Source organism: Blautia liquoris (assembly GCF_015159595.1).
Classification (GTDB): domain Bacteria; phylum Bacillota; class Clostridia; order Lachnospirales; family Lachnospiraceae; genus Novisyntrophococcus; species Novisyntrophococcus liquoris.
In genome coordinates, this window is the sequence record NZ_CP063304.1 from 145299 (window position 1) to 164828 (window position 19530).

A 19530-nucleotide genomic window follows, 5' to 3' on the forward strand; every position below is an offset into this window, starting at 1 on the left:
AGCACGAAACGTATAACCTTTTGACCCTGAAGATATTTATGAAACTACGGTTTCATAATGTGTGCAGGAGATGCATACACTTAGTTAGCCGCTAATTCAGACGTGCCTGGCATGTCTGAATCCAGTTTTGTGATGAAAGGGAGAGGTATATGTATGAACAGATGTCTCCTACAGAAGTGGAAAAGAAATTAGATACGAATCTGCAGCAGGGGCTTTCGAATGCGGAAGCAGCACGCAGAAGCAAAGAGAACGGGTATAATGTACTGGCAGAACCAAAGAAGAAGTCGGTGTTTACTATGTTTGCGGAACAGTTGAATGATCCTTTGATCTTTATTCTTCTGATCGCGGCCGGGATTTCTATGGCGATGCGGGAGATGAGTGATGCGGGGATTATATTTGCCGTCATCATCATGAACGGTGTGGTCGGAGTTGTACAGGAGGGAAAAGCCCAGAAAGCCTTGGAGGCTTTGAAGAAGATGACCAGCCCAACTGCGATTGTAAAAAGAGAAGGCGTTTACAAAGAGACTGAGGCGGCTGATCTTGTATGCGGGGATGTTGTCTCTCTCGAAACCGGCTGTCAGATACCGGCCGATATTCGGCTGATTTCCTGTTATAGTATTAAAACGGATGAGTCAGCACTGACCGGGGAATCTCTTCCGGTTCAGAAAACATCAGAATCGATTTTGGGAGAGAAACTCTCACTTGGAGATATGAAGAATATAGCCTTCATGTCCACAAATGTTGTTTACGGTCGGGGTGAAGGCGTGGTCACGGCTGCGGGGATGCACACGGAGATCGGAAAGATTGCCGGCATGCTGCATGGCGGTCACGAAGAGCCGACACCTTTACAGCGCAGACTGGGTGAAATCGGAAAGATTTTGAGTGCCTGTGCGGTGATTTTATGTGCTGCGCTTTTTGTTATCGCGGTGATTCAGCACAGGAATGTTCCAGAAATGCTGATCACGGCTATTTCTCTTGCGGTTGCCGCGGTTCCGGAAGGGCTTCCGGCGATCGTGACAATCGTGTTGGCACTGAGTGTTTCCAGAATGGTGAAAGTCAATACAATTGTCCGCAGACTTCCTGCTGTAGAGACTTTGGGTTCTGTGAATGTTGTCTGCTCGGATAAGACGGGAACACTGACTCAGAATAAGATGAAAGTGGTTTCGTGTTATACGGATCAGAAGAGCCTGGACTTGGAACAGCTGGATCCTTCGAAGAACCGGGAATTCCTGGAGGGTTTCGTGCTATGTAACGATGCTATCATCTCCGGCGGAGTATCTATGGGTGATCCCACGGAAATTGCACTGATGGATATGGGAGCACATTTTGGCATCAGCAAGATAAAGTTGGAAGATGAATACAAAAGAGTCGATGAGCTTCCCTTTGATTCCAAGCGTAAGATGATGACAACAGTTCATCAAAATGGGGGGAATAGAGTTTCTTACACGAAAGGGTCCAGTGACGTTCTCATAAACCGCTGTACAAGAGTTTTAAAAAAGGGCGAGATTGTAGCGATTACAGAAGAAGACAGAATACAGGTCGCACAGGCAACCCGTGATATGAGCAGTCAGGCACTGCGCGTGCTTGGACTTGCAATGAGGCCGCAGGCCGCTTCGCCAGAGGAGAACAATCTGGTGTTCATCGGACTTGCCGGGATGATCGATCCGCCGAGGGAAGAGGCAAAAGAAGCCATATCCGTATTCCGGCATGCCGGCGTAAAGACAGTTATGATCACCGGAGATCATGTGGAAACTGCATTTGCCATAGCAAAACAGCTGGGAATTGCAAGGTCGATGCACGAGTGTATCACCGGAGATGAGATCGAAAAAATGTCGGATGAAGACTTGAAAGAAAGATGCGAGAGCTTAAGCGTCTTTGCCAGGGTTTCGCCTACGCACAAGGTGCGGATTGTAAAAGCATTCCGTGCCAGGGGAAATATAGCCGCCATGACAGGAGACGGTGTAAATGATGCGCCATCTTTGAAATCCGCCGATATTGGAATTGCCATGGGAAAGTGTGGCACAGACGTAGCGAAGAATGCAGCTGATATCATTCTCACAGATGATAATTTTGCCACGATTGAAAAGGCAATCGAAGAGGGAAGGGGAATCTATGAGAATATCAAAAAATCCGTGCTGTTTCTTCTGTCATCCAACTTTGGTGAAATTATCACCATGTTTCTGGCCGTAACCGCAGGCCTCAGTTCTCCCCTGAAAGCCAGCCATATTCTTTGGGTGAATCTGATTACAGACTCACTTCCGGCACTGGCACTTGGTGTGGATGAAAATGACGGAAAGATGCTTATGGAAAAGCCGCCGCGCAGCGCTGCAGAGAGTCTGTTTGCCGGCGGAGGCTTATTTTGCACATTGTTCTATGGATGCCTGATTGCAGCGATCAGCCTGATCGCATTTTTCAGTGTACCCTATGCATTTTTAAACGGTCAAGGGGCGGCGTTCACATTGAGCAATATCAAAGCAGCCCTTTCTTATGAGGAGATTCTGATGCGTGCTCAGACTTATGCCTTTACGGTTCTCGGAATATCAGAACTGTTTCATGCAATTGGAATGAGAAACGTGGAAAAATCATTTTTTACGAACCATCCATTTTCGAATAAACTGATGATAGTAGCCTTCACGGTTGGGATTGCCCTTCAGATGCTGGTGACTGAGATTCCATATTTCAATCTTGCCTTTGAAACTGTGCATCTGTCATTTGGCGAATGGGTGGGTCTGACCTTTTTGTCTTCTATGCCGTTAATTGCCCATGAGATGTTGCTTTTTAATCCTGTATCCTGGTTAAAAAAACTTCATAAAAGCAAGGACAATAAGGAGAATGCCACTGAGCCAGGAAAGATCTGATTTCAGTTTATCAGCGATGAGATTACCCGAGAGGCAGCCAAAAAAGATTGCACATGCACCCACCGCGAGTGACAGTATTACCGTACAACTGATGTTAAGAGGAAGTACCCCGGCTCCGAAACCGACGGCGGCACTGTCCAGTGAAAGTGCGACTCCCAGAGATATAGCCTCTCTGGGGGAAAGGGTGTGACTCTGATCCATGTCGGCTTTGTCGGGGTCAGCATAGACCGTCAGTATAAAGCGAAAGTGCATGAATGAAAAGTGTATATATGGTGCCGTGGGCTGGTTTTTTCTGATCAGAGTTTTCAGATAGCTGTCGAAAAGTTTTAGAATTCCCAATCCGAATAAAATTGCAAAACAAAAAATCCTGATCAGCTGCTGTGGCAGGTAAGGACTGATTACCCTGCCTAAGGACAGGAAAATCAGCAGGATCCCACCGGAAATGAAATCCATCAGAGCAGCTGACAGGAAAGGAATTTTTATTTTATTTGTGCCGTAGGCAAAGCATGCTACAAAGGTATCTATGGAAAGTGCTGTCACAAGCACCAGTGATTCGAGAATAAGAGATAGAGATATCACATTTACTTACCCCACGATAAACTTTTTACTTATAATATGATAAAAAAAATAAAAAGTTACGCATTTCATGCAGGCATAAAATGCGTAACTTTTTTATTTGCTTACTTCGGCTTTTGAAAGTGCTGATTTTACAGCATCCAAAAGAAGCATGGAAGTATATTTATTGTCATCAGAATATTTTATGTTCTCTGTAGACTGTGTTGCATAAATCTGGCTTGCTATGTCTTCTAAGGTGGGTTCCATCAGAGGATACATGGCAGTAGTAACGTCACTTAGGTTTATCAGTTCAACAGAATTGATATGATCTTTATCTACAGTCACCTGTACGTCGAATGAGTTGCCATTTAATTCGATGGAAGACGTATAGACACCTGGTGTATACTGGTTGACCGAGGTGGAAACTGTAGCTTCCGAATTCGGTTCCCTGGAATTCTTACCATGAAACATCACGACAAGCAGTATGACAGCTACCACAGCCAGAATCAGAAAGATAGCTGTATAGATAACTTCTTTCATATGTAGTACAACAATTTTAGTTTTTGAACTCATAGACGGTACACTCCTTTTGCATTCTCTATAAATGATATGATCTGACTTATGAAAATATGCAGATATTAACGGTAATCTATGGCAAATTTCCAACAAAGCTTCCCGTGCTCTTTTACAGGGTTTCAACTTATGGTATCATATGATGATACCAGGGTCAAAAGGTCCTGCGTTTCATGCTCGCATGAAAAAGCATGACCTTGGGACCCGAACAAACATGAGAAAGCAACCCGATTAGAGTGCATTTCGGATTTTTGCAAACATAAAAAGGAGGCGGCTTATGTCGTTACAATTACTGCTTGGAAGTTCTGGTGTGGGGAAATCTCATTATGGCTTTCAATACATTATAGATGAATCAATCAGACATCCTGACAGAAAATACCTCGTTGTTGTACCGGAGCAGTTTACGATGCAGACGCAGAAGGAACTGGTTTCCCTTCACCCAAACAAAGGGATTTTGAATATAGATATCCTGAGTTTTCCCCGACTGGCTTACCGAATATTGCAGGAAGTAGGAGGAGCACCTCATCCGGTGCTTGAGGAGACAGGAAAGACACTGGTAATCCAGCGTATCGTACAGGAGCAGCAGAAGAACCTGAAATTTCTCGGATCAAACTTAAAGCGTACTGGTGCTATTGCCGAGATGAAGTCATTGGTTTCAGAACTCATGCAGTATCAGGTGGATGCTGCCTGTTTGGAAGAATGGGCCGGGGAAGCAAAGGATAAGCCGCTGTTGGCCGCCAAGCTTTCTGATACAGGTGTGATTTACAAAGGCTTCATGGGTTTTATGGAGGGAAGATATATCGCGGGAGAAGAAGTACTGGATGTCCTGTGCCGTAGAATCGGCGAATCGAAATTGATACGGCATAGCACGGTTTTTTTAGATGGTTTTACCGGTTTTACGCCGGTACAAAATCAGGTAGTGCAGGAGATGCTGCATCTTTGTGATAAGGTGATTGTGGCTGCAGCCATAGATGAAAGGGAAGATCCATTTCACTATGACGGTCCGCACAGATTATTCTCCATGACGAAAAAGATGATTCAGAAACTGACCGACATGTGCCGTGAGGGGCACATTGAGATAGAAGAGCCGGTATATCTAAGACATAACAAATATTCGAGATTTTCACATGCGCCGGCTCTTGCGGCTCTTGAGAAAAATATATTCCGCTATCAATTTAGTCCCTATGAGAAAAAACAAGATGAGATCTGCATCCGGGTAATGGATGATCCGAAAGCAGAACTTTTAGATGTGGCGCGCACGATACATAAAATTGTACGAGAAGGGGATTACCGATACAAAGATTTCGCTATTGTGACCGGTGACTTAAAGACATATGGCAATTTTGCAAAGCAGGTGTTTGAAAAGTTCGATATTCCCTGTTTTGTGGACGAGAAACATTCTGTACTTATGAATCCATTTGTAGAGTTTTTGCGTTCCGCAGTAGATCTTGTGGTTTCGAATTTTAGTTATGAGAGTGTCTTCCGATATCTGCGTTGTGGGATGAGCCATCTTGCGACATCCGAAATTGATGAGATGGAGAACTACTGCCTTGCGCTTGGAATCCGTGGTCTGAAGAAATATGAAGAGACGTGGGTTCGTGTTTATAAAGGGATGGACAAAGAGAAGCTTTTAGCTGTCAATGAATCCAGAATTCGTTTTATAGAAGAAGTAGGGGAGTTTGCACATGGGTTTAAGAAGAGAAATCTGAATGTTGAAGAGAGGACAAGAGTGCTATATGGTCTGATCTGTTCCTGCGAAATTCAACAACAGTTAAAGGAATATGAGGATGTATTCCATCAGAGTCAGGATATGGAAATGGAGCGGGAATATGGGCAGATCTATGGTGTTTTGATGGATCTTCTGGATAAATTGGTGGAGGTTTTGGGAGATGAGAAAGTGAGTCTTGCCCATTATCAGGAGATTTTGGAGGCAGGATTTCTTGAAACGTCTGTAGGTCTAATTCCGCCCTCCACGGATCAAGTATTGTTAGGGGATATCGAGAGGACGAGACTAAAAGATGTGAAAATACTGTTTTTCGTGGGAATTAATGATGGGATCATTCCAAAGCCAGTCTCAAAAAGCGGAATTCTCTCAGAACCTGACAGGGAGTATCTTGCCGATCAAGATGTTTGGCTGGCACCAACCGGGCGCGAAGAAATGTATATGCAGAGATTTTATCTGTATTTAAACCTTACGAAACCCTCTGAAAAACTTTTTTTATCCTACAGTAGATCTAACAGCAAGGGAGAAGCACTGCTCCCTGCATACCTGATAGGTATGATTTCGAAGTTATATCTGGATATCGAGGTGGAGGAAGTCAGATCAAACGGATGCGGCCTGTGGGAGATGGAGACAGCAGATGATGCGGTAAAATCTCTGGTAGAAGGGCTGAGATCGTTTCGGGAGGGAGAAGAAAATTCTGTATGGAAGGAACTCTTTTCCTGGTATTGCAGGGATGAAAAAAGAAAAAACCAGATCGATCATCTTGTGGAGGCGGCATTTTATGAAAATCCTGAGGAAGTGGTGAGTAAGGCTGTTGCAAAGGCACTCTACGGGAATATTCTGGTGAACTCGGCGACAAGGCTGGAACAGTTTGCGGCATGTGCATTTTCACATTTTTTGAAATACGGACTGGAACTTACGGAGCGTGAAACCTACGAGTTCAATGCTGCAGATATGGGGAGTATCATGCATGAGGCACTGGAAGAATTCTCGAAAAAACTGGATGAAAAAGGGCTTCACTGGAAGGACCTGACGGATGAGTTCAGAGAAAGTCTGATTGATGAAAGTGTGGAAAAACTTGCCGACAGTTATGGGAACACGATTCTTCACAGCACGAATCGAAACAGCTATATGATCATACGGGTGAGGAGAATGCTTAAGAGAACCGTGTGGGCCTTGCAGCAGCAGATAGAGCAGGGGATGTTCGAGCCGGGCGGATTCGAGGTATCATTTGCCATGGAGGACCAGCTTGAGGCAATCAACTTTGACATCTCACCGGATGAAAAGGTGAAGCTTCGCGGAAGGATAGACCGTATGGACCTCTGTGAAACGGATGATAAAGTATATGTGAAAATCATTGATTATAAATCGGGAAATACTTCATTAAGTCTGGTAGAGTTGTACTATGGGCTTCAGATACAGCTGGTTGTTTATATGAATGCGGCACTGGAGCTGGAACAAAAGAAATACCCGGATAAAGAGGTGGAGCCGGCCGGAATCTTCTATTACAGAATCGGTGATCCTTATGTCGCCGCGTCAGGCGGCGAAAGTGATGAAGAGGTACTTCAAAAAGTTCTGAAAACTCTGAGACTTGATGGAATTGCCAGAGCGGAGGAAGAAGTCGTTCATCTTATGGACCAAAACGTCGGTGCGGGTGAAAACTCCAGTATAATCCCTGTAGGCTATACCAGGAATGGCTCTTTAAATCGTTATTCCCATGTAGCTGAAAAAGAAAATTTCGATACCATCAGCCATTATACGAGTAAAAAGATTCGGGAGATCGGAAGAGAGATATTGGAAGGATATGTTCAGGTATCTCCTTATAAATTGGATAACAAGGAGGCGTGCACTTATTGTCCATATCATGGTGTATGTGGATTTGATGAGAGAATCGACGGTTTTTCGTTTCGAAAGCTGAAGAAAGAAGAGCAGGAAGAGATCATAGAGAAGATGAAGAAAGATTTATCCGAAAGCGGGGATGATAATTATGGCAGTGGCATGGACAAAAGAACAGAAGAAAGTGATTGATCTGCGAGATCGGAACATTCTGGTTTCTGCGGCCGCCGGTTCCGGAAAGACGGCGGTTCTGGTGGAGAGAATTCTCACTATGGTGACGGATAAAGAGAATCCTGTTGATATCGATTCTCTGCTGGTGGTGACATTTACAAGGGCAGCGGCAGCAGAGATGAAAGAGCGTATTAGGGCTGCACTTGAAAAAGCCCTGACAGAAAGTCCGGAAGATGAGCATCTGCAAAGACAGAGCGCGCTGATTCATCATGCACAGATCACAACGATTCATGGATTTTGTACCTATGTAATTCAGAACTATTTTCACCTTATAGATCTGGATCCCGGGTACCGAATCGCCGACGAAGGTGAATTAAAGCTTTTGAAAAAAGAAGTTCTGGAAGAAGTTCTGGAGGAGGCATATGAAGAAAAAGATCCGGGGTTCCTGAAGTTTGTGGAGTGGTATGCACCGGGAAAGAGTGACCAGTCCATAGAGAATCTGATCCTGAAGTTGTATGATTTCGCGGTCAGTTATCCTTACCCAAAGGACTGGCTGGATGAATGTAATAAGATGTATGAGTCAGCTGGGGAGGGCAGATTGGAAGATATGCCATGGATGCAGGAATTGTTGGAGGAGATACATACTCAGCTGCATAACGCACTGGAAGTAACAAAGAATGCGAGTGCACTTGCGCGGTCATCAGCCGGTCCATATATGTATCTGCCCATGCTGGAGGCAGATGAGGAGATACTTCATACACTTTTGCAGAAAGAATCTTATCAGGAGATGTATCAGGCCTTACAGGGAATGGGGTTTATGACCTTGTCCCGGAAGAAGGATACTTCTGTGGATGAGACATTACGGGCACAGGTAAAGGCTCTTCGGGATGACGTAAAGAGTATACTGACCGACATCCAAACAAAATACTGTTCCAGACCCAAAGAGCAGGTTGTAAGAGAATTTCAGTTGTGCCGAGAGCCGATTTTCTGGCTGGTTGGGCTTACGAAAAGGTTTATGGAAGTATTCTCAGAGAAGAAGAGGAGAAAAAGTCTGATGGACTTTTCGGACCTGGAACATTTTGCGCTGGAGATTCTTGTACAAAAAAAGAATGACGGATATGTAAGAACCGAAGCGGCAAAAGAACTCTCCAACCGGTATGCTGAAGTCATGATTGACGAATATCAAGACAGTAACTTTATTCAGGAATTCCTTTTAGAATCTGTGTCGGGTGTGTTTGATGGCACGTATAACCGGTTTATGGTGGGAGACGTCAAGCAGAGCATCTATGGATTCCGTCTGGCCAGACCCGAACTTTTTCTTAAAAAGCAGGAAGATTATACAGTAGAAAGCAGCAGGGAGCAGAGAATTGATCTTCACAAAAACTTCAGGAGCCGGAAAAATGTTTTGACTTCCATTAACTTTATGTTCCGGCAGATCATGGAGCGTTCTCTCGGAGGAATTGAATATGATGACTCAGAAGCCCTATATGCAGGTGCAGATTATCCAGATGGACAGGATCCTGATTTTCCGTGTACGGATGTTCTCCTGATTGACAGCAAATCACCGGAACTGGAAGATACGAAGACCAGGGAGACGATGATTGAGACCGAAGCTCTTTTTGTATCCAAAAAGATCATATCTATGGTGGGAAAAGACAAGGTATGGGACAAGAATCTAAAGACTTACCGAAAGGTCGAGTACCGCGACTGTGTAGTACTTCTTCGAACGGTCAGCGAATGGGCGGACATCTTCTCTCGTGTTCTTCAGAGCCAGGGAATACCGGCATATACGACTTCACAGACTGGATATTTTTCGGCGCTTGAGGTTGTGACAGTCCTCGATTTTTTGAGAATTTGTGATAATCCCATGCAGGATATCCCTTTTGCGGCGGTTCTTCATTCTCCTATCGGAACATGTTCATCTGAAGAACTTGCAGTGATCAAGAGTACATATCCAAGTCAGAGAATCTATCAGGCTTGTAATCTTTATGCGAGGGAAGGGTCTGATGAAAGCTTACGTGGAAAACTTTTAAGATTTTTAAAGATGATTTCCGATTTCAGAGACAGGGTTCCTTACACCCCGATTCATCAGCTGGTGGAGGAGATTTTAGAAGAGACCGGTTATGGGGATTATGCGGCCGCTATGCCCGCGGGTCAGCAGAGAACAGCCAATCTTGCCATGCTTGTGGAGAAGGCCGTTGAGTTTGAAGATACCAGCTATCGGGGTTTATTCAATTTTATCCGTTACATAGAGGAAATTCAAAAGTATGAGGTTGATTTCGGGGAAGTGAATATAAACGGCGAGACGGAAGATACCGTGCGGATCATGAGCATACATAAGAGCAAGGGACTGGAATTCCCTGTAGTATTCGTAGCGGGAATGGGGAAGAGATTTAACTTTATGGATGCAAACCAGACAGTAGTACTGCATTCAAAGCTTGGCATCGCATCTGATGTGATTGACAGCGAAAGGAGAACGAAGGAGGCGACCCTGTTAAAGGAGGCCGTTCGTCAGAGAATGACGAAAGAAACGCTGGGAGAGGAACTGCGTATTCTATATGTGGCACTTACCAGGGCGAAGGAAAAGCTGATTTTATGTGGAAGTGGAGACCTGAAAAAATGGGTCGAAAGCTGCGGATATCTCATTTACTCTGAGAACAGGCATCTATACTACGGAAGGCTTATCAAGGCAAGGTGTTATTTTGACTGGGTACTTGCATCACTTGCGGGACATCCCTGCTTTCAGAGTCTTTTTGAGATGTATCAGCTTCCCACAGGAAGGGAAGTCTCTCTGGAAGATAAGGATGCAAAGATTAAGATCCAGGTAATCACACCGTCATCCCTTGTAGCTTCTGAGATGCTCACAAGGATGAATCGGGATGTGAAGAAACAGGAACTTTTGCATTGGGATGCGAGTGTCATACGCGATCCAGATACAAAAAAGATACTCGAAAAGAGATTCTCGTATGTATACCCATATCGGGAACTGGCCCTTATACCAGTTAAGATGTCTGTGTCTGAACTGAAAAGATCCGGGGAGGATGAGCAAGGGGAGGAACTCTTCTACGAATCGGATCAAATGCCATATATTCCTGAGTTTATGCAAGAAGCCAGAGATGAAAAAGGCGGATCCGCCAGAGGAACCATATATCATAAGGTGTTTGAGAATCTGAATTACAAAAGCCTTAAGGCGGTAATTGAAAACCCGTTTTCTGAACTGAAAAGACAGATTGATGCGATGGTTTCAGATCAGAAGTTGTCAAAAGAGGATGCAGAACATGTATGGATCAGGGATCTTGTACAATTTCTCCACACGGATATCGGACAAAGAATCTGCCAGGCAGGTGCAGCCCAAAGGCTGTATCGAGAACAGCCATTTGTAATGGGCATACCAGCTTCCGATATCGACGAAAAGTGGCCGGCGGACGAACTTGTCCTGGTGCAGGGAATTATCGATGCTTATTTTGAAGAAAAAGGAAAGCTGGTGCTAGTTGATTATAAGACAGATCGAGTGACTGACCCCGATGGCAGTGATCTCGCTAAAAGGTACGAAAAGCAGCTTTTATACTATAAAAAAGCTCTTCAGCAAATCACCGGCAAGGAAGTAAAAGAGATGGATATCTACTCGGTCAGTCTGGGAAGAAAAATCGAGATCGTTTAAAAAATTCTCAAAATACTCTTGACAAATTATCTGGCTTATAATACTATATATCATATAATATAAGACAGAGAACAGTATAATGTGATAAATAGTATTATAGTCGAGCGAATAATTGTTTTCTGATCAGAAAGTCAGGAGTTGATAATATGGTATTTAATACTGGTGCTGCACTTTTGGATGCGATTGTGCTTGCAGTTGTCTCGAGAGAGAAAGAAGGCACCTATGGCTATAAGATTACACAGGATGTGAGAAACGTCATAGATATATCGGAATCAACCTTGTATCCGGTTCTTCGAAGATTGCAGAAAGACGAATGTCTGATGGTTTACGATATGAAATTTGACGGAAGAAACCGCAGATACTATAAGCTGACGGAAAAAGGCGAAGTTCAGCTGCGTCTGTATAAGATGGAGTGGAAAAGCTATTCCAGGAAAATAAGTTCGTTATTCGAAGAAGGAGGGGAGAGTTAATTATGAACAGAACAGAATTTATAGATCAGCTGAGCCGTCTGCTCTGCGACCTTCCGGAGAATGAGAGACAGGATGCCCTCGATTATTATAATGATTATTTTGACGATGCCGGTCCGGAAAATGAAGGAATGATCATACAGGAGCTTGGCAGTCCCGGGAAAGTGGCCGCGGGGATTCGCGCAAGTTACCGTGGGGACTATAAAGATCAAGGTCAGTACACAGACAATGGATATCGCGATCATGAAACATCACAGGAAAATCCGATATCAGCAGTGTCATCCGAATCAGGTCAAAAAGGCCGAGACAATAATCGGAACAGCAGGAAACAAAATCAGGAAAATAGAGAACAAAAACAGGATAACAGGGAGCAGAAACAGGAGCACAGGTATGACAAGAAAGGAAGACGCGGCGTGGGCGGATGGTTTCTCATCATCCTTGTACTCATAATGTTCTTGCCGATTACCTTTGGAATTACAGGTGGAGCATTTGGCATTCTGGCAGGGCTTTGCGCTGCGGTGCTGGCATTGTTCCTGTCGGGATTCATTCTTGCAGGATGTGGAATCGCCTTCGTGGTAAAAGGTATGATGCTTGCAGTCACTTCCCTGGGCAGTGGATTGCTGCTAACAGGGATTGGCCTGATCCTTTTTGCAGCGGGGCTGGCGCTGACTGTATTCTTTGTTTGGCTGCTGTTTAAGATACTGCCAAAAGTATTTCGATGGCTGATTAGCCGACTGTCCAGAATCTTTCACCATGGACGGGGAAGAGATGAGGGAGGTGCCAGCTCATGAAAGTGTGGAAAAAAGTTCTGCTGATTATCAGCGGTGTAGCTCTGGTATTGGGGATTTGCTGTATCGTTCTTGGACTGATACTTGGAGGAAGAACCAATGCGATAAGACATACCGCAGGAGACTATTTTAACATCGGCTTTGGAAACCATAGCTTTGATATCTGGGATGATTGGAGAGATGATTTTAGTGTGGGTAATGAGACAACCAGAGAATTTTCCAATATTGAAGAACTTGATATCGAGTCAAAGTATGGCGATATCATAATAAAGGAATACGACGGGCCGACCATCAAAGTCACATCGCAAAGGGTTAATCCGCTGAAATACTCCGCCGAAGAAGATGGATATGTACTTATGATCACAGATCATACAGTCAGATCATCCAATCATCCTAAAATCACGATCCAGATACCGAAGGATTATCATTTTACAGACGTTTCTATCGGTCTGTATGGGGGAACGGTAAGTATAGATACTCTGAATACAGATGAATTTGACGCAGACATTGGTGCGGGGAAACTTTTGGTAACCAAGGGCTTAAGCTCAACGGAGGTCGACTGCACTGTGGGAGCAGGTTCGATTGACTTTGGTCTGCTGGAATCATCGTATGTGGAGCTCGAATGCGGGGCAGGAGAGATTAAAACCTGGATGTCCGGCGGACAGTCGGATTATTATCTGGAAGGCGACTGTGCAATCGGAGAGGTTCGGTTTGGTTCGCAGAAATTCTCCGGAAATGTAGAGGATATTGCATTTGGATCGGGGGATAATGTAATCGATGTAGATTGTGGAGTTGGCCGTATTGATATTCAGTTTCAAGACAGCAAGGTCTGATGAGATTGAAACGTATTAAGGATTGTAAGAGCACGGCTTATGGCCGGAAAGGAAGTGCTATTATGGATAACAACAAAAGATTGTATCGTTCATCGACAAATTATATGCTATGTGGTGTCTGCGGGGGGATTGCAGAGTATTTTAACATCGATCCGACACTCGTCCGCATAGCATGGGTGGTATTAAGTGTCTTCAACGTGGGATGGGGGATTGTGGCTTATATCCTTGCTGCGATTATTATCCCAAAATAAAAGATGTGAAGGCGTATAATTCTTTTCGTTCTGGCAACACTCCTAGATAGTTAAGCCATACCACTTGAGTATGGCAGCAAAGAAAGGTGTGTGGTCTCTATGAACAGCAAAAGTGAAAAGAAGATCGATCTGAATAATCTTACCTCCGATGAAGTCATGAAGTATGAAATTGCAAATGAACTGGGGCTGCTTGATAAAGTCTTGGACAGTGGATGGAAAACTCTGACAGCAAAAGAAACGGGCAGAATCGGGGGGCTGATTACAAAGCGTAAAAGAGAGGCAAAAAAAGAGCAGGAGTGACTGCTCTTTTTTTAAAACAAACTTTACTTTATGGCTTTAAAGCGATATAATGTCACATAAACAAAGCCGTGGTGGCTACAGTCCCAAAAGGGACGAATAAATGTCAAAAGAAAAAGCGAGGGAGGAAAAAACAATGTACGCAAGTCAGATGTATGAACTTGGCGCTGAACCCAATATTATCAGGAAAATATTTGAATATAGCCAGAAGAGATGTAATGAAATCGGAGAGGAGAATGTCTTTGATTTTTGCATCGGAAATCCTAATGTACCGACCCCGGAGGGCTTTCATAAAGCAATCCGGGAGCTTATCAGTCAGAAAAACGATTATTTTCTGCATGGTTATACCTCAAATGCGGGGGATCAGGAGACGAAAAGGGCAATTGCCGCTGATTTGAATACCAGATATCAAACTTCGTTCCATGAAGATAACTTTTATATGACGTGTGGGGCAACGGCGTCACTTCGAATCAGTGTCGAAGCACTGTGCGAAGATGGGGATGAGTTTATTACATTTACGCCGTTTTTTCCTGAATATCGTGTTTTTGTGGAGACAGCCGGTGCCAGCCTTGTCACGGTCGAGACAAATCCGGACAGCTTTCAGATTGATTTTGATAATCTAAAGCCCGCTTTTTCAGAGCACACGAAGGGAATTATCATCAACTCACCGAATAATCCGTCAGGAGTGGTCTTCAGCGAAAAATCTATTCGGACACTTGCCGGGATTCTAAAAGATAAATCAGAAGAATACGGTCATCCGATTTTTCTGATCTCCGACGAACCTTACAGGGAACTGGTATATGACGGCTTAAAAGTACCATTTCTGACGAAATATTATGATAACACATTAGTGTGTTATTCGTTCAGTAAATGCATGTCAATTCCCGGTGAACGAATTGGATACATCCTGATTCCGGATGAGGTGGAAAATCATAAGAGCATTCACGCCGCCATCTGCGGTGCCGGCCGAGCACTGGGATATGTGTGTGCACCCAGTCTGATGCAGCATGTGATTGCGAAATGTGCCGGAGAGGTGGCAGATATCGAACTATATAAGAAAAACAGGGATTTTATGTATCAGGCACTGACTTCATATGGCTATGAATGTATCTATCCCAATGGGGCTTTTTATATGTTTGTAAAAGCAATGGAGGAAGACGCGGCAGCTTTTTGTGATAAGGCAAAAGAATTAGAGCTTCTCATGGTTCCAAGTGACAGCTTTGGCTGCAGTGGTTACGTTCGGATCTCATACTGTGTTCCACTGAAAAGAATTGAACGTGCTCTCCCGGCATTTCAGGCACTTGCAAAAAAGTATCAGTCGTGATAATCTGTGTATCATTAGCGTCAAAATACCTTTTGAAATTACATACTGGAAAAATTCAGTAAAGTATTATATACTATGATATAGAAAACACGATTAGACAAGGAGCTTTTGACATGAATGAAACGAAGGTTACTGATGCAGTCCGATATATAGGGGTCCATGACAAGACCCTAGATCTGTTTGAAAGCCAATATGCAGTTCCCTTTGGAATGACTTATAATTCTTATGTAATATTAGATGACAAGATTGCGGTTATGGACACGGTGGATGAACGAGCTACCAAGGCATGGATCTCAAATCTTAGAAACGTTCTTGACGGGAAAACTCCGGATTATCTGGTGATTTCTCATATGGAACCAGATCATGCTGCGAATGTGAAATATCTGGCCGAATTGTATCCCAATATGAAGATCGTTGCAAATGCGAAAGAATTCGCCATGATTGAACAGTTTTTCGGCGAGGATTACAAAGAACGGGGCATTGTTGTCAAAGAAAATGATACTTTAAGCCTGGGGACACATACGCTGCAGTTTATCATGGCCCCCATGGTTCATTGGCCGGAAGTGATGGTTACGTATGAAAAATCGGAGCAGATCTTGTTTTCTGCTGATGCTTTTGGAAGATTTGGCGGAGCAGATCCGAAAGAGGAATGGACCGATGAAGCCAGAAGATATTATATCAATATAGTCGGAAAATATGGAAAACAGGTCCAGATGCTCTTAAAGAAACTTTCCGGACTTCCGGTTTCAAAGATCTGTTCGCTGCATGGAGCAGTGCTTGATTCTGATATCGACTTTTATCTGGGAAAGTATGACACCTGGAGCAGCTACAGACCAGAAGAGGAAGGCGTTTTTATTGCATATGCGTCTATCTATGGACATACAAAGGAAGCTGCCATTCGGCTGGCCCAGATGTTAAAGAAACAGGGAAGCAAGGTTGTCCTTTGTGATTTGACGAGAGAAGACATCTCAGGTGCTGCTGCGAATGCTTTTCGCTACGATAAGATGGTACTTGCGTGTTCAACATATGATGGCAGTCTGTTTCCGCCTATGGAAGCATTTCTCCACAGGTTGAAAGTGAAGAATTATCAGAACAGAAAAGTTGCACTGATTGAAAACGGAACCTGGGCACCGATGGCAAAAAAACTGATGCGGACCTATATGGAATCAATGAAAGATGTGACAATCTGTGACACGATGGTGTCGATTAAGTCTGCTCTGAAACAGGAAAATCTGGAATGCATGGAAACTCTTGCAAAGGAGTTGTCAGATAACAGGAAGAAGGAATAAGGATGCATCTGTGCAGTCTTTGTCCGAGAAACTGTCATGTGGATCGTGACCTCAATCTGGGAGTCTGTAAAATGACGGATCAGATCTATCTGGCCAGAGCAGCGCTGCATTACTGGGAAGAGCCGTGTATTTCCGGAAACACAGGTTCTGGAACAGTCTTTTTTTGCGGGTGTAATTTGCATTGCGTGTATTGTCAGAATTATGAGATTGCCCATGCGGCTTCTGGAAAAGAGGTTTCTTTGTCACGGCTGGCGGATATCTTCCTTGAACTTCAGGATCAAGGGGCAGCCAATCTGAATCTCGTTACACCGACACACTATGTATTACAGATTATATCTGCGGTAAAGATGGCCAGAAATCGAGGCCTTAAGATACCGCTTGTGTATAACACCAGTGGATATGAAAAAGTGGAAACGCTGAAGATGCTTGAAGGTATTGTGGATGTTTATCTGACCGATTTTAAGTACTGGGAGGAAAAGACAGCTCTTGCATATTCGAAAGCGGGTGACTATCCTAAGGTGGCGAAGATGGCGGTAGAAGAGATGGTATCACAAGTCCCTCATCCTGTGTTTGACAAGAGTGGAATGATGCAAAAAGGAGTGATTGTACGTCATCTCCTTCTTCCCGGCCATGTTCATGAAGCAAAAAATGTGGTAAAATATCTTTATGAGACTTACGGATCTTGTATCTGTCTGAGCCTGCTGAATCAATATACACCCTCAAAAAGACTGCAGAAGAAATATCCGGAGATTGCAAGAAAGACGACAAAAAGAGAATACGATGCCCTGACAGATTATGCCTGCACTCTTGGAATTGGTCAGGCATATATTCAGGAAGGGGATACCGCAAAAGAAAGCTTTATCCCCAGTTTCCACTACGAGGGCGTGTAGTTTTTTTGATTCGATACAATGCATAGACGGTAAGAATGATTCCCACAATCATGGCCAGAAAGTTCAGGTAATCATCAAAATACCTGCTCTCCAGATCTGAAAGCCATGTTCCGAAGAAGTTAAAGAATGCGTGAAAAGTCATGCTTGCAATAAGAGAATTATATCGTTTTACAAGATATCCAAGCAGAATCCCCAAAAAGAATGCGTAGATTCCTTGAACAAGATTCATATGGAAGACACCGAACAGCAGTGCCTGCAGGATATTTGCAATCCAGAAGGGAGCGCCCGCCTTTTGGAATAAATGCATGGTAATCCCCCGAAAAGTCAATTCCTCCACAAGTGGCGGAAGAATAATTGTCGAAACGAACCAAAGCACAGAGTAGTTGAGCATTCCGGAGTCTTCGATCAGGTTATTGTAACTGTTCAGTGCATCCGGTATGAAGATGGACATGATCATGAATAACAAAGTCAGACTGTGCGAGACTCCAAGAGCAAGAAAAACAACCGGACCGACAGTTGACGGGCCAAAGGAGCCTCTTCTCCTGGATGAGTGCTTTTGGTATATGCCAAAAAAATACCAGCAAGTGACTGGAATCAGAGCACATGCATACATGATCGTCGAGATCAGGTTCAGGTAGTCTGGGCTGTTTGGATTTCCGGCGGGTCCAAGAAGCCGAAAGAGGAAAGCACCGGGGAACAAAATCTGCATCAGTGCAAAAAGATTAGGTACCAGAAAAAAGACTGCAAGTACCATAAGTAATGGAAGACATGCGTATAAGTATTTGCTGATTTTTTTCACAGATATCTCCTTTGTACAGTATTTGCCAAATTTCTGAATGTCAATTAAAATTTGGCAGGATGATTTTTAGATAGCTGTTCTTATTATAACACAATTCATTTATTTTTGGAGGTGACATATGAAAATTACGGACATTAAAATTGGGGAAATTTCAGTACCCCTGAAAACACCATTTAAAACTGCTCTTCGAACTGTAGACAGTGTCGAGGATATTATTGTTGAGATCCACACGGATTCTGGTCAGATTGGTTTTGGAGAGGCTCCGCCAACCGGGGTGATCACAGGAGACACGAAAGGTGCCATTGTAGGTGCACTAAAAGATCATATCATAAAAAGCCTTGTGGGAATGGACATTGAGAATTTTGAGGAAATTATGCTGAGACTTAATTCCTGTATTGTTGGAAATCACAGTGCGAAAGCCGCTGTCGATATTGCACTTTACGATCTGTATGGACAGCTGTATCACGCGCCTCTTTACAAGATGCTGGGAGGGTATCAGAAACAGATTATTACGGATATCACGATCAGTGTCAATTCCCCCCGGGAAATGGCAGAGGACAGTGTCGATGCGATAAAGAGGGGATTTAAGACTCTTAAGATTAAGGTTGGAAAGGATGCAGCCATGGATCTTGAGAGAATGAAAGCGATTCGAAAAGCGGTAGGTTACGATGTTGATCTTAGAATTGACGCAAATCAGGGATGGTCGCCTAAAGAGGCAGTTAAGGTTCTCACAGATATGGAGGACGCAGGACTTAATATTGAATTTGTAGAGCAGCCTGTAAAGGCCCATGATATCGAAGGGATGAAGTTTGTAACAGACCATGTTGCAATACCGGTTCTCGCGGACGAAAGTGTATTCTCACCCCAGGATGCTCTTTCAATTCTGCAGCAGCATGCTGCGGATTTTATCAATATCAAACTGATGAAAACCGGCGGACTTTACAATGCGCTTAAGATCTGCTCTATTGCGGAGGTTTACGGCGTTGAGTGCATGATCGGATGTATGCTTGAAGCTAAGGTCAGTGTAAATGCAGCCGTTCATCTTGCGGCGGCTAAGAGTATCATTACTAAGATTGATCTAGACGGACCAGTACTTTGCAGTGAGGATCCGGTAGTCGGAGGTTCGGTATTTGACAATGATCGGATTACTCCTTCAGATACACCGGGTCTGGGTGTGACGAAGGTGAACGGGATTCGTTATCTCGACTAAGAGAA

15 protein-coding genes are annotated in these 19530 nt (G+C 43.9%); 12 read left to right on the plus strand and 3 right to left on the minus strand.

Annotated elements, in window-relative coordinates:
* Nucleotides 1-149 precede the first annotated feature (149 nt).
* Nucleotides 150-2858, plus strand: a complete 2709-nt coding sequence (locus INP51_RS00720; protein ID WP_193735861.1) for a cation-translocating P-type ATPase — start codon at nucleotides 150-152, stop codon at nucleotides 2856-2858.
* Here the strand turns inward: INP51_RS00720 and ytaF are convergent.
* Together ytaF and INP51_RS00730 are read right to left on the minus strand one after the other, a co-directional pair.
* Entirely contained in the window at nucleotides 2796-3437 is a 642-nt protein-coding gene (gene ytaF, locus INP51_RS00725; RefSeq protein ID WP_193735862.1) for a sporulation membrane protein YtaF, read from the minus strand. The two genes, INP51_RS00720 and ytaF, sit on opposite strands and share 63 nt — an antisense overlap.
* 93 nt (nucleotides 3438-3530) lie before the next feature.
* Complete coding sequence (locus tag INP51_RS00730) at nucleotides 3531-3986, minus strand: hypothetical protein (RefSeq protein ID WP_193735863.1); 456 nt, start codon at nucleotides 3984-3986, stop codon at nucleotides 3531-3533.
* A 277-nt stretch (nucleotides 3987-4263) separates the two neighbouring features.
* Here INP51_RS00730 and addB point away from each other — a divergent pair, with 277 nt between their 5' ends.
* The 10 genes from addB to INP51_RS00780 all read left to right on the plus strand — a co-directional run bounded on the left by addB (nucleotide 4264) and on the right by INP51_RS00780 (nucleotide 17516).
* Nucleotides 4264-7737, plus strand: a complete 3474-nt coding sequence (gene addB / locus INP51_RS00735; RefSeq protein ID WP_193735864.1) for a helicase-exonuclease AddAB subunit AddB — start codon at nucleotides 4264-4266, stop codon at nucleotides 7735-7737.
* Complete coding sequence (gene addA / locus INP51_RS00740; protein ID WP_193735865.1) at nucleotides 7697-11377, plus strand: helicase-exonuclease AddAB subunit AddA; 3681 nt, start codon at nucleotides 7697-7699, stop codon at nucleotides 11375-11377. The genes addB and addA overlap by 41 nt, the downstream gene beginning before the upstream one ends.
* Before the next feature lie 146 nt (nucleotides 11378-11523).
* Entirely contained in the window at nucleotides 11524-11847 is a 324-nt protein-coding gene (locus INP51_RS00745) for a PadR family transcriptional regulator (RefSeq protein ID WP_193735866.1), read from the plus strand.
* A 2-nt stretch (nucleotides 11848-11849) separates the two neighbouring features.
* Nucleotides 11850-12635, plus strand: coding sequence for a DUF1700 domain-containing protein (locus INP51_RS00750; protein WP_193735867.1), 786 nt, complete (start codon nucleotides 11850-11852; stop codon nucleotides 12633-12635).
* Complete coding sequence (locus INP51_RS00755) at nucleotides 12632-13465, plus strand: DUF4097 family beta strand repeat-containing protein (protein ID WP_193735868.1); 834 nt, start codon at nucleotides 12632-12634, stop codon at nucleotides 13463-13465. Before INP51_RS00750 ends, INP51_RS00755 begins: the two co-directional genes overlap by 4 nt.
* A 62-nt stretch (nucleotides 13466-13527) precedes the next feature.
* A complete protein-coding gene (locus tag INP51_RS00760; protein WP_193735869.1) occupies nucleotides 13528-13716 on the plus strand; it encodes a PspC domain-containing protein in 189 nt (62 codons plus the stop codon).
* Nucleotides 13717-13815: 99 nt separating this feature from the next.
* A complete protein-coding gene (locus INP51_RS00765) occupies nucleotides 13816-14016 on the plus strand; it encodes a small, acid-soluble spore protein, alpha/beta type (RefSeq protein WP_193735870.1) in 201 nt (66 codons plus the stop codon).
* Nucleotides 14017-14149: 133 nt separating this feature from the next.
* Nucleotides 14150-15337 carry a pyridoxal phosphate-dependent aminotransferase gene (locus tag INP51_RS00770; RefSeq protein WP_193735871.1) on the plus strand — a complete coding sequence of 396 codons (1188 nt, stop codon included), beginning with the start codon at nucleotides 14150-14152 and terminating at the stop codon, nucleotides 15335-15337.
* Nucleotides 15338-15450: 113 nt separating this feature from the next.
* A complete protein-coding gene (locus INP51_RS00775; protein ID WP_193735872.1) occupies nucleotides 15451-16626 on the plus strand; it encodes an FprA family A-type flavoprotein in 1176 nt (391 codons plus the stop codon).
* Nucleotides 16627-16628: 2 nt separating this feature from the next.
* A complete protein-coding gene (locus INP51_RS00780) occupies nucleotides 16629-17516 on the plus strand; it encodes a radical SAM protein (protein WP_193735873.1) in 888 nt (295 codons plus the stop codon).
* Here INP51_RS00780 and INP51_RS00785 read toward each other — a convergent pair.
* Nucleotides 17485-18315 carry a CPBP family intramembrane glutamic endopeptidase gene (locus INP51_RS00785; RefSeq protein ID WP_193735874.1) on the minus strand — a complete coding sequence of 277 codons (831 nt, stop codon included), beginning with the start codon at nucleotides 18313-18315 and terminating at the stop codon, nucleotides 17485-17487. The two genes, INP51_RS00780 and INP51_RS00785, sit on opposite strands and share 32 nt — an antisense overlap.
* Before the next feature lie 118 nt (nucleotides 18316-18433).
* On the opposite strand from INP51_RS00785, the gene INP51_RS00790 reads away from it, so the two are divergent.
* On the plus strand, nucleotides 18434-19525 hold the full coding sequence (locus tag INP51_RS00790) for a dipeptide epimerase (protein WP_193735875.1): 1092 nt from the start codon (nucleotides 18434-18436) through the stop codon (nucleotides 19523-19525).
* Nucleotides 19526-19530: the final 5 nt, after the last annotated feature.

Excerpts from the sequence above, each read along its gene's own strand:
- INP51_RS00720 (WP_193735861.1), top strand. The coding sequence starts at position 150 with ATGTATGAACAGATGTCTCCTACAGAAGTGGAAAAGAAATTAGATACG.
- INP51_RS00730 (WP_193735863.1), bottom strand. The coding sequence starts at position 3,986 with ATGAGTTCAAAAACTAAAATTGTTGTACTACATATGAAAGAAGTTATC.
- addB (WP_193735864.1), top strand. The coding sequence starts at position 4,264 with ATGTCGTTACAATTACTGCTTGGAAGTTCTGGTGTGGGGAAATCTCAT.
- addA (WP_193735865.1), top strand. The coding sequence starts at position 7,697 with ATGGCAGTGGCATGGACAAAAGAACAGAAGAAAGTGATTGATCTGCGA.
- INP51_RS00745 (WP_193735866.1), top strand. The coding sequence starts at position 11,524 with ATGGTATTTAATACTGGTGCTGCACTTTTGGATGCGATTGTGCTTGCA.
- INP51_RS00750 (WP_193735867.1), top strand. The coding sequence starts at position 11,850 with ATGAACAGAACAGAATTTATAGATCAGCTGAGCCGTCTGCTCTGCGAC.
- INP51_RS00755 (WP_193735868.1), top strand. The coding sequence starts at position 12,632 with ATGAAAGTGTGGAAAAAAGTTCTGCTGATTATCAGCGGTGTAGCTCTG.
- INP51_RS00760 (WP_193735869.1), top strand. The coding sequence starts at position 13,528 with ATGGATAACAACAAAAGATTGTATCGTTCATCGACAAATTATATGCTA.
- INP51_RS00765 (WP_193735870.1), top strand. The coding sequence starts at position 13,816 with ATGAACAGCAAAAGTGAAAAGAAGATCGATCTGAATAATCTTACCTCC.
- INP51_RS00770 (WP_193735871.1), top strand. The coding sequence starts at position 14,150 with ATGTACGCAAGTCAGATGTATGAACTTGGCGCTGAACCCAATATTATC.
- INP51_RS00775 (WP_193735872.1), top strand. The coding sequence starts at position 15,451 with ATGAATGAAACGAAGGTTACTGATGCAGTCCGATATATAGGGGTCCAT.
- INP51_RS00780 (WP_193735873.1), top strand. The coding sequence starts at position 16,629 with ATGCATCTGTGCAGTCTTTGTCCGAGAAACTGTCATGTGGATCGTGAC.
- INP51_RS00790 (WP_193735875.1), top strand. The coding sequence starts at position 18,434 with ATGAAAATTACGGACATTAAAATTGGGGAAATTTCAGTACCCCTGAAA.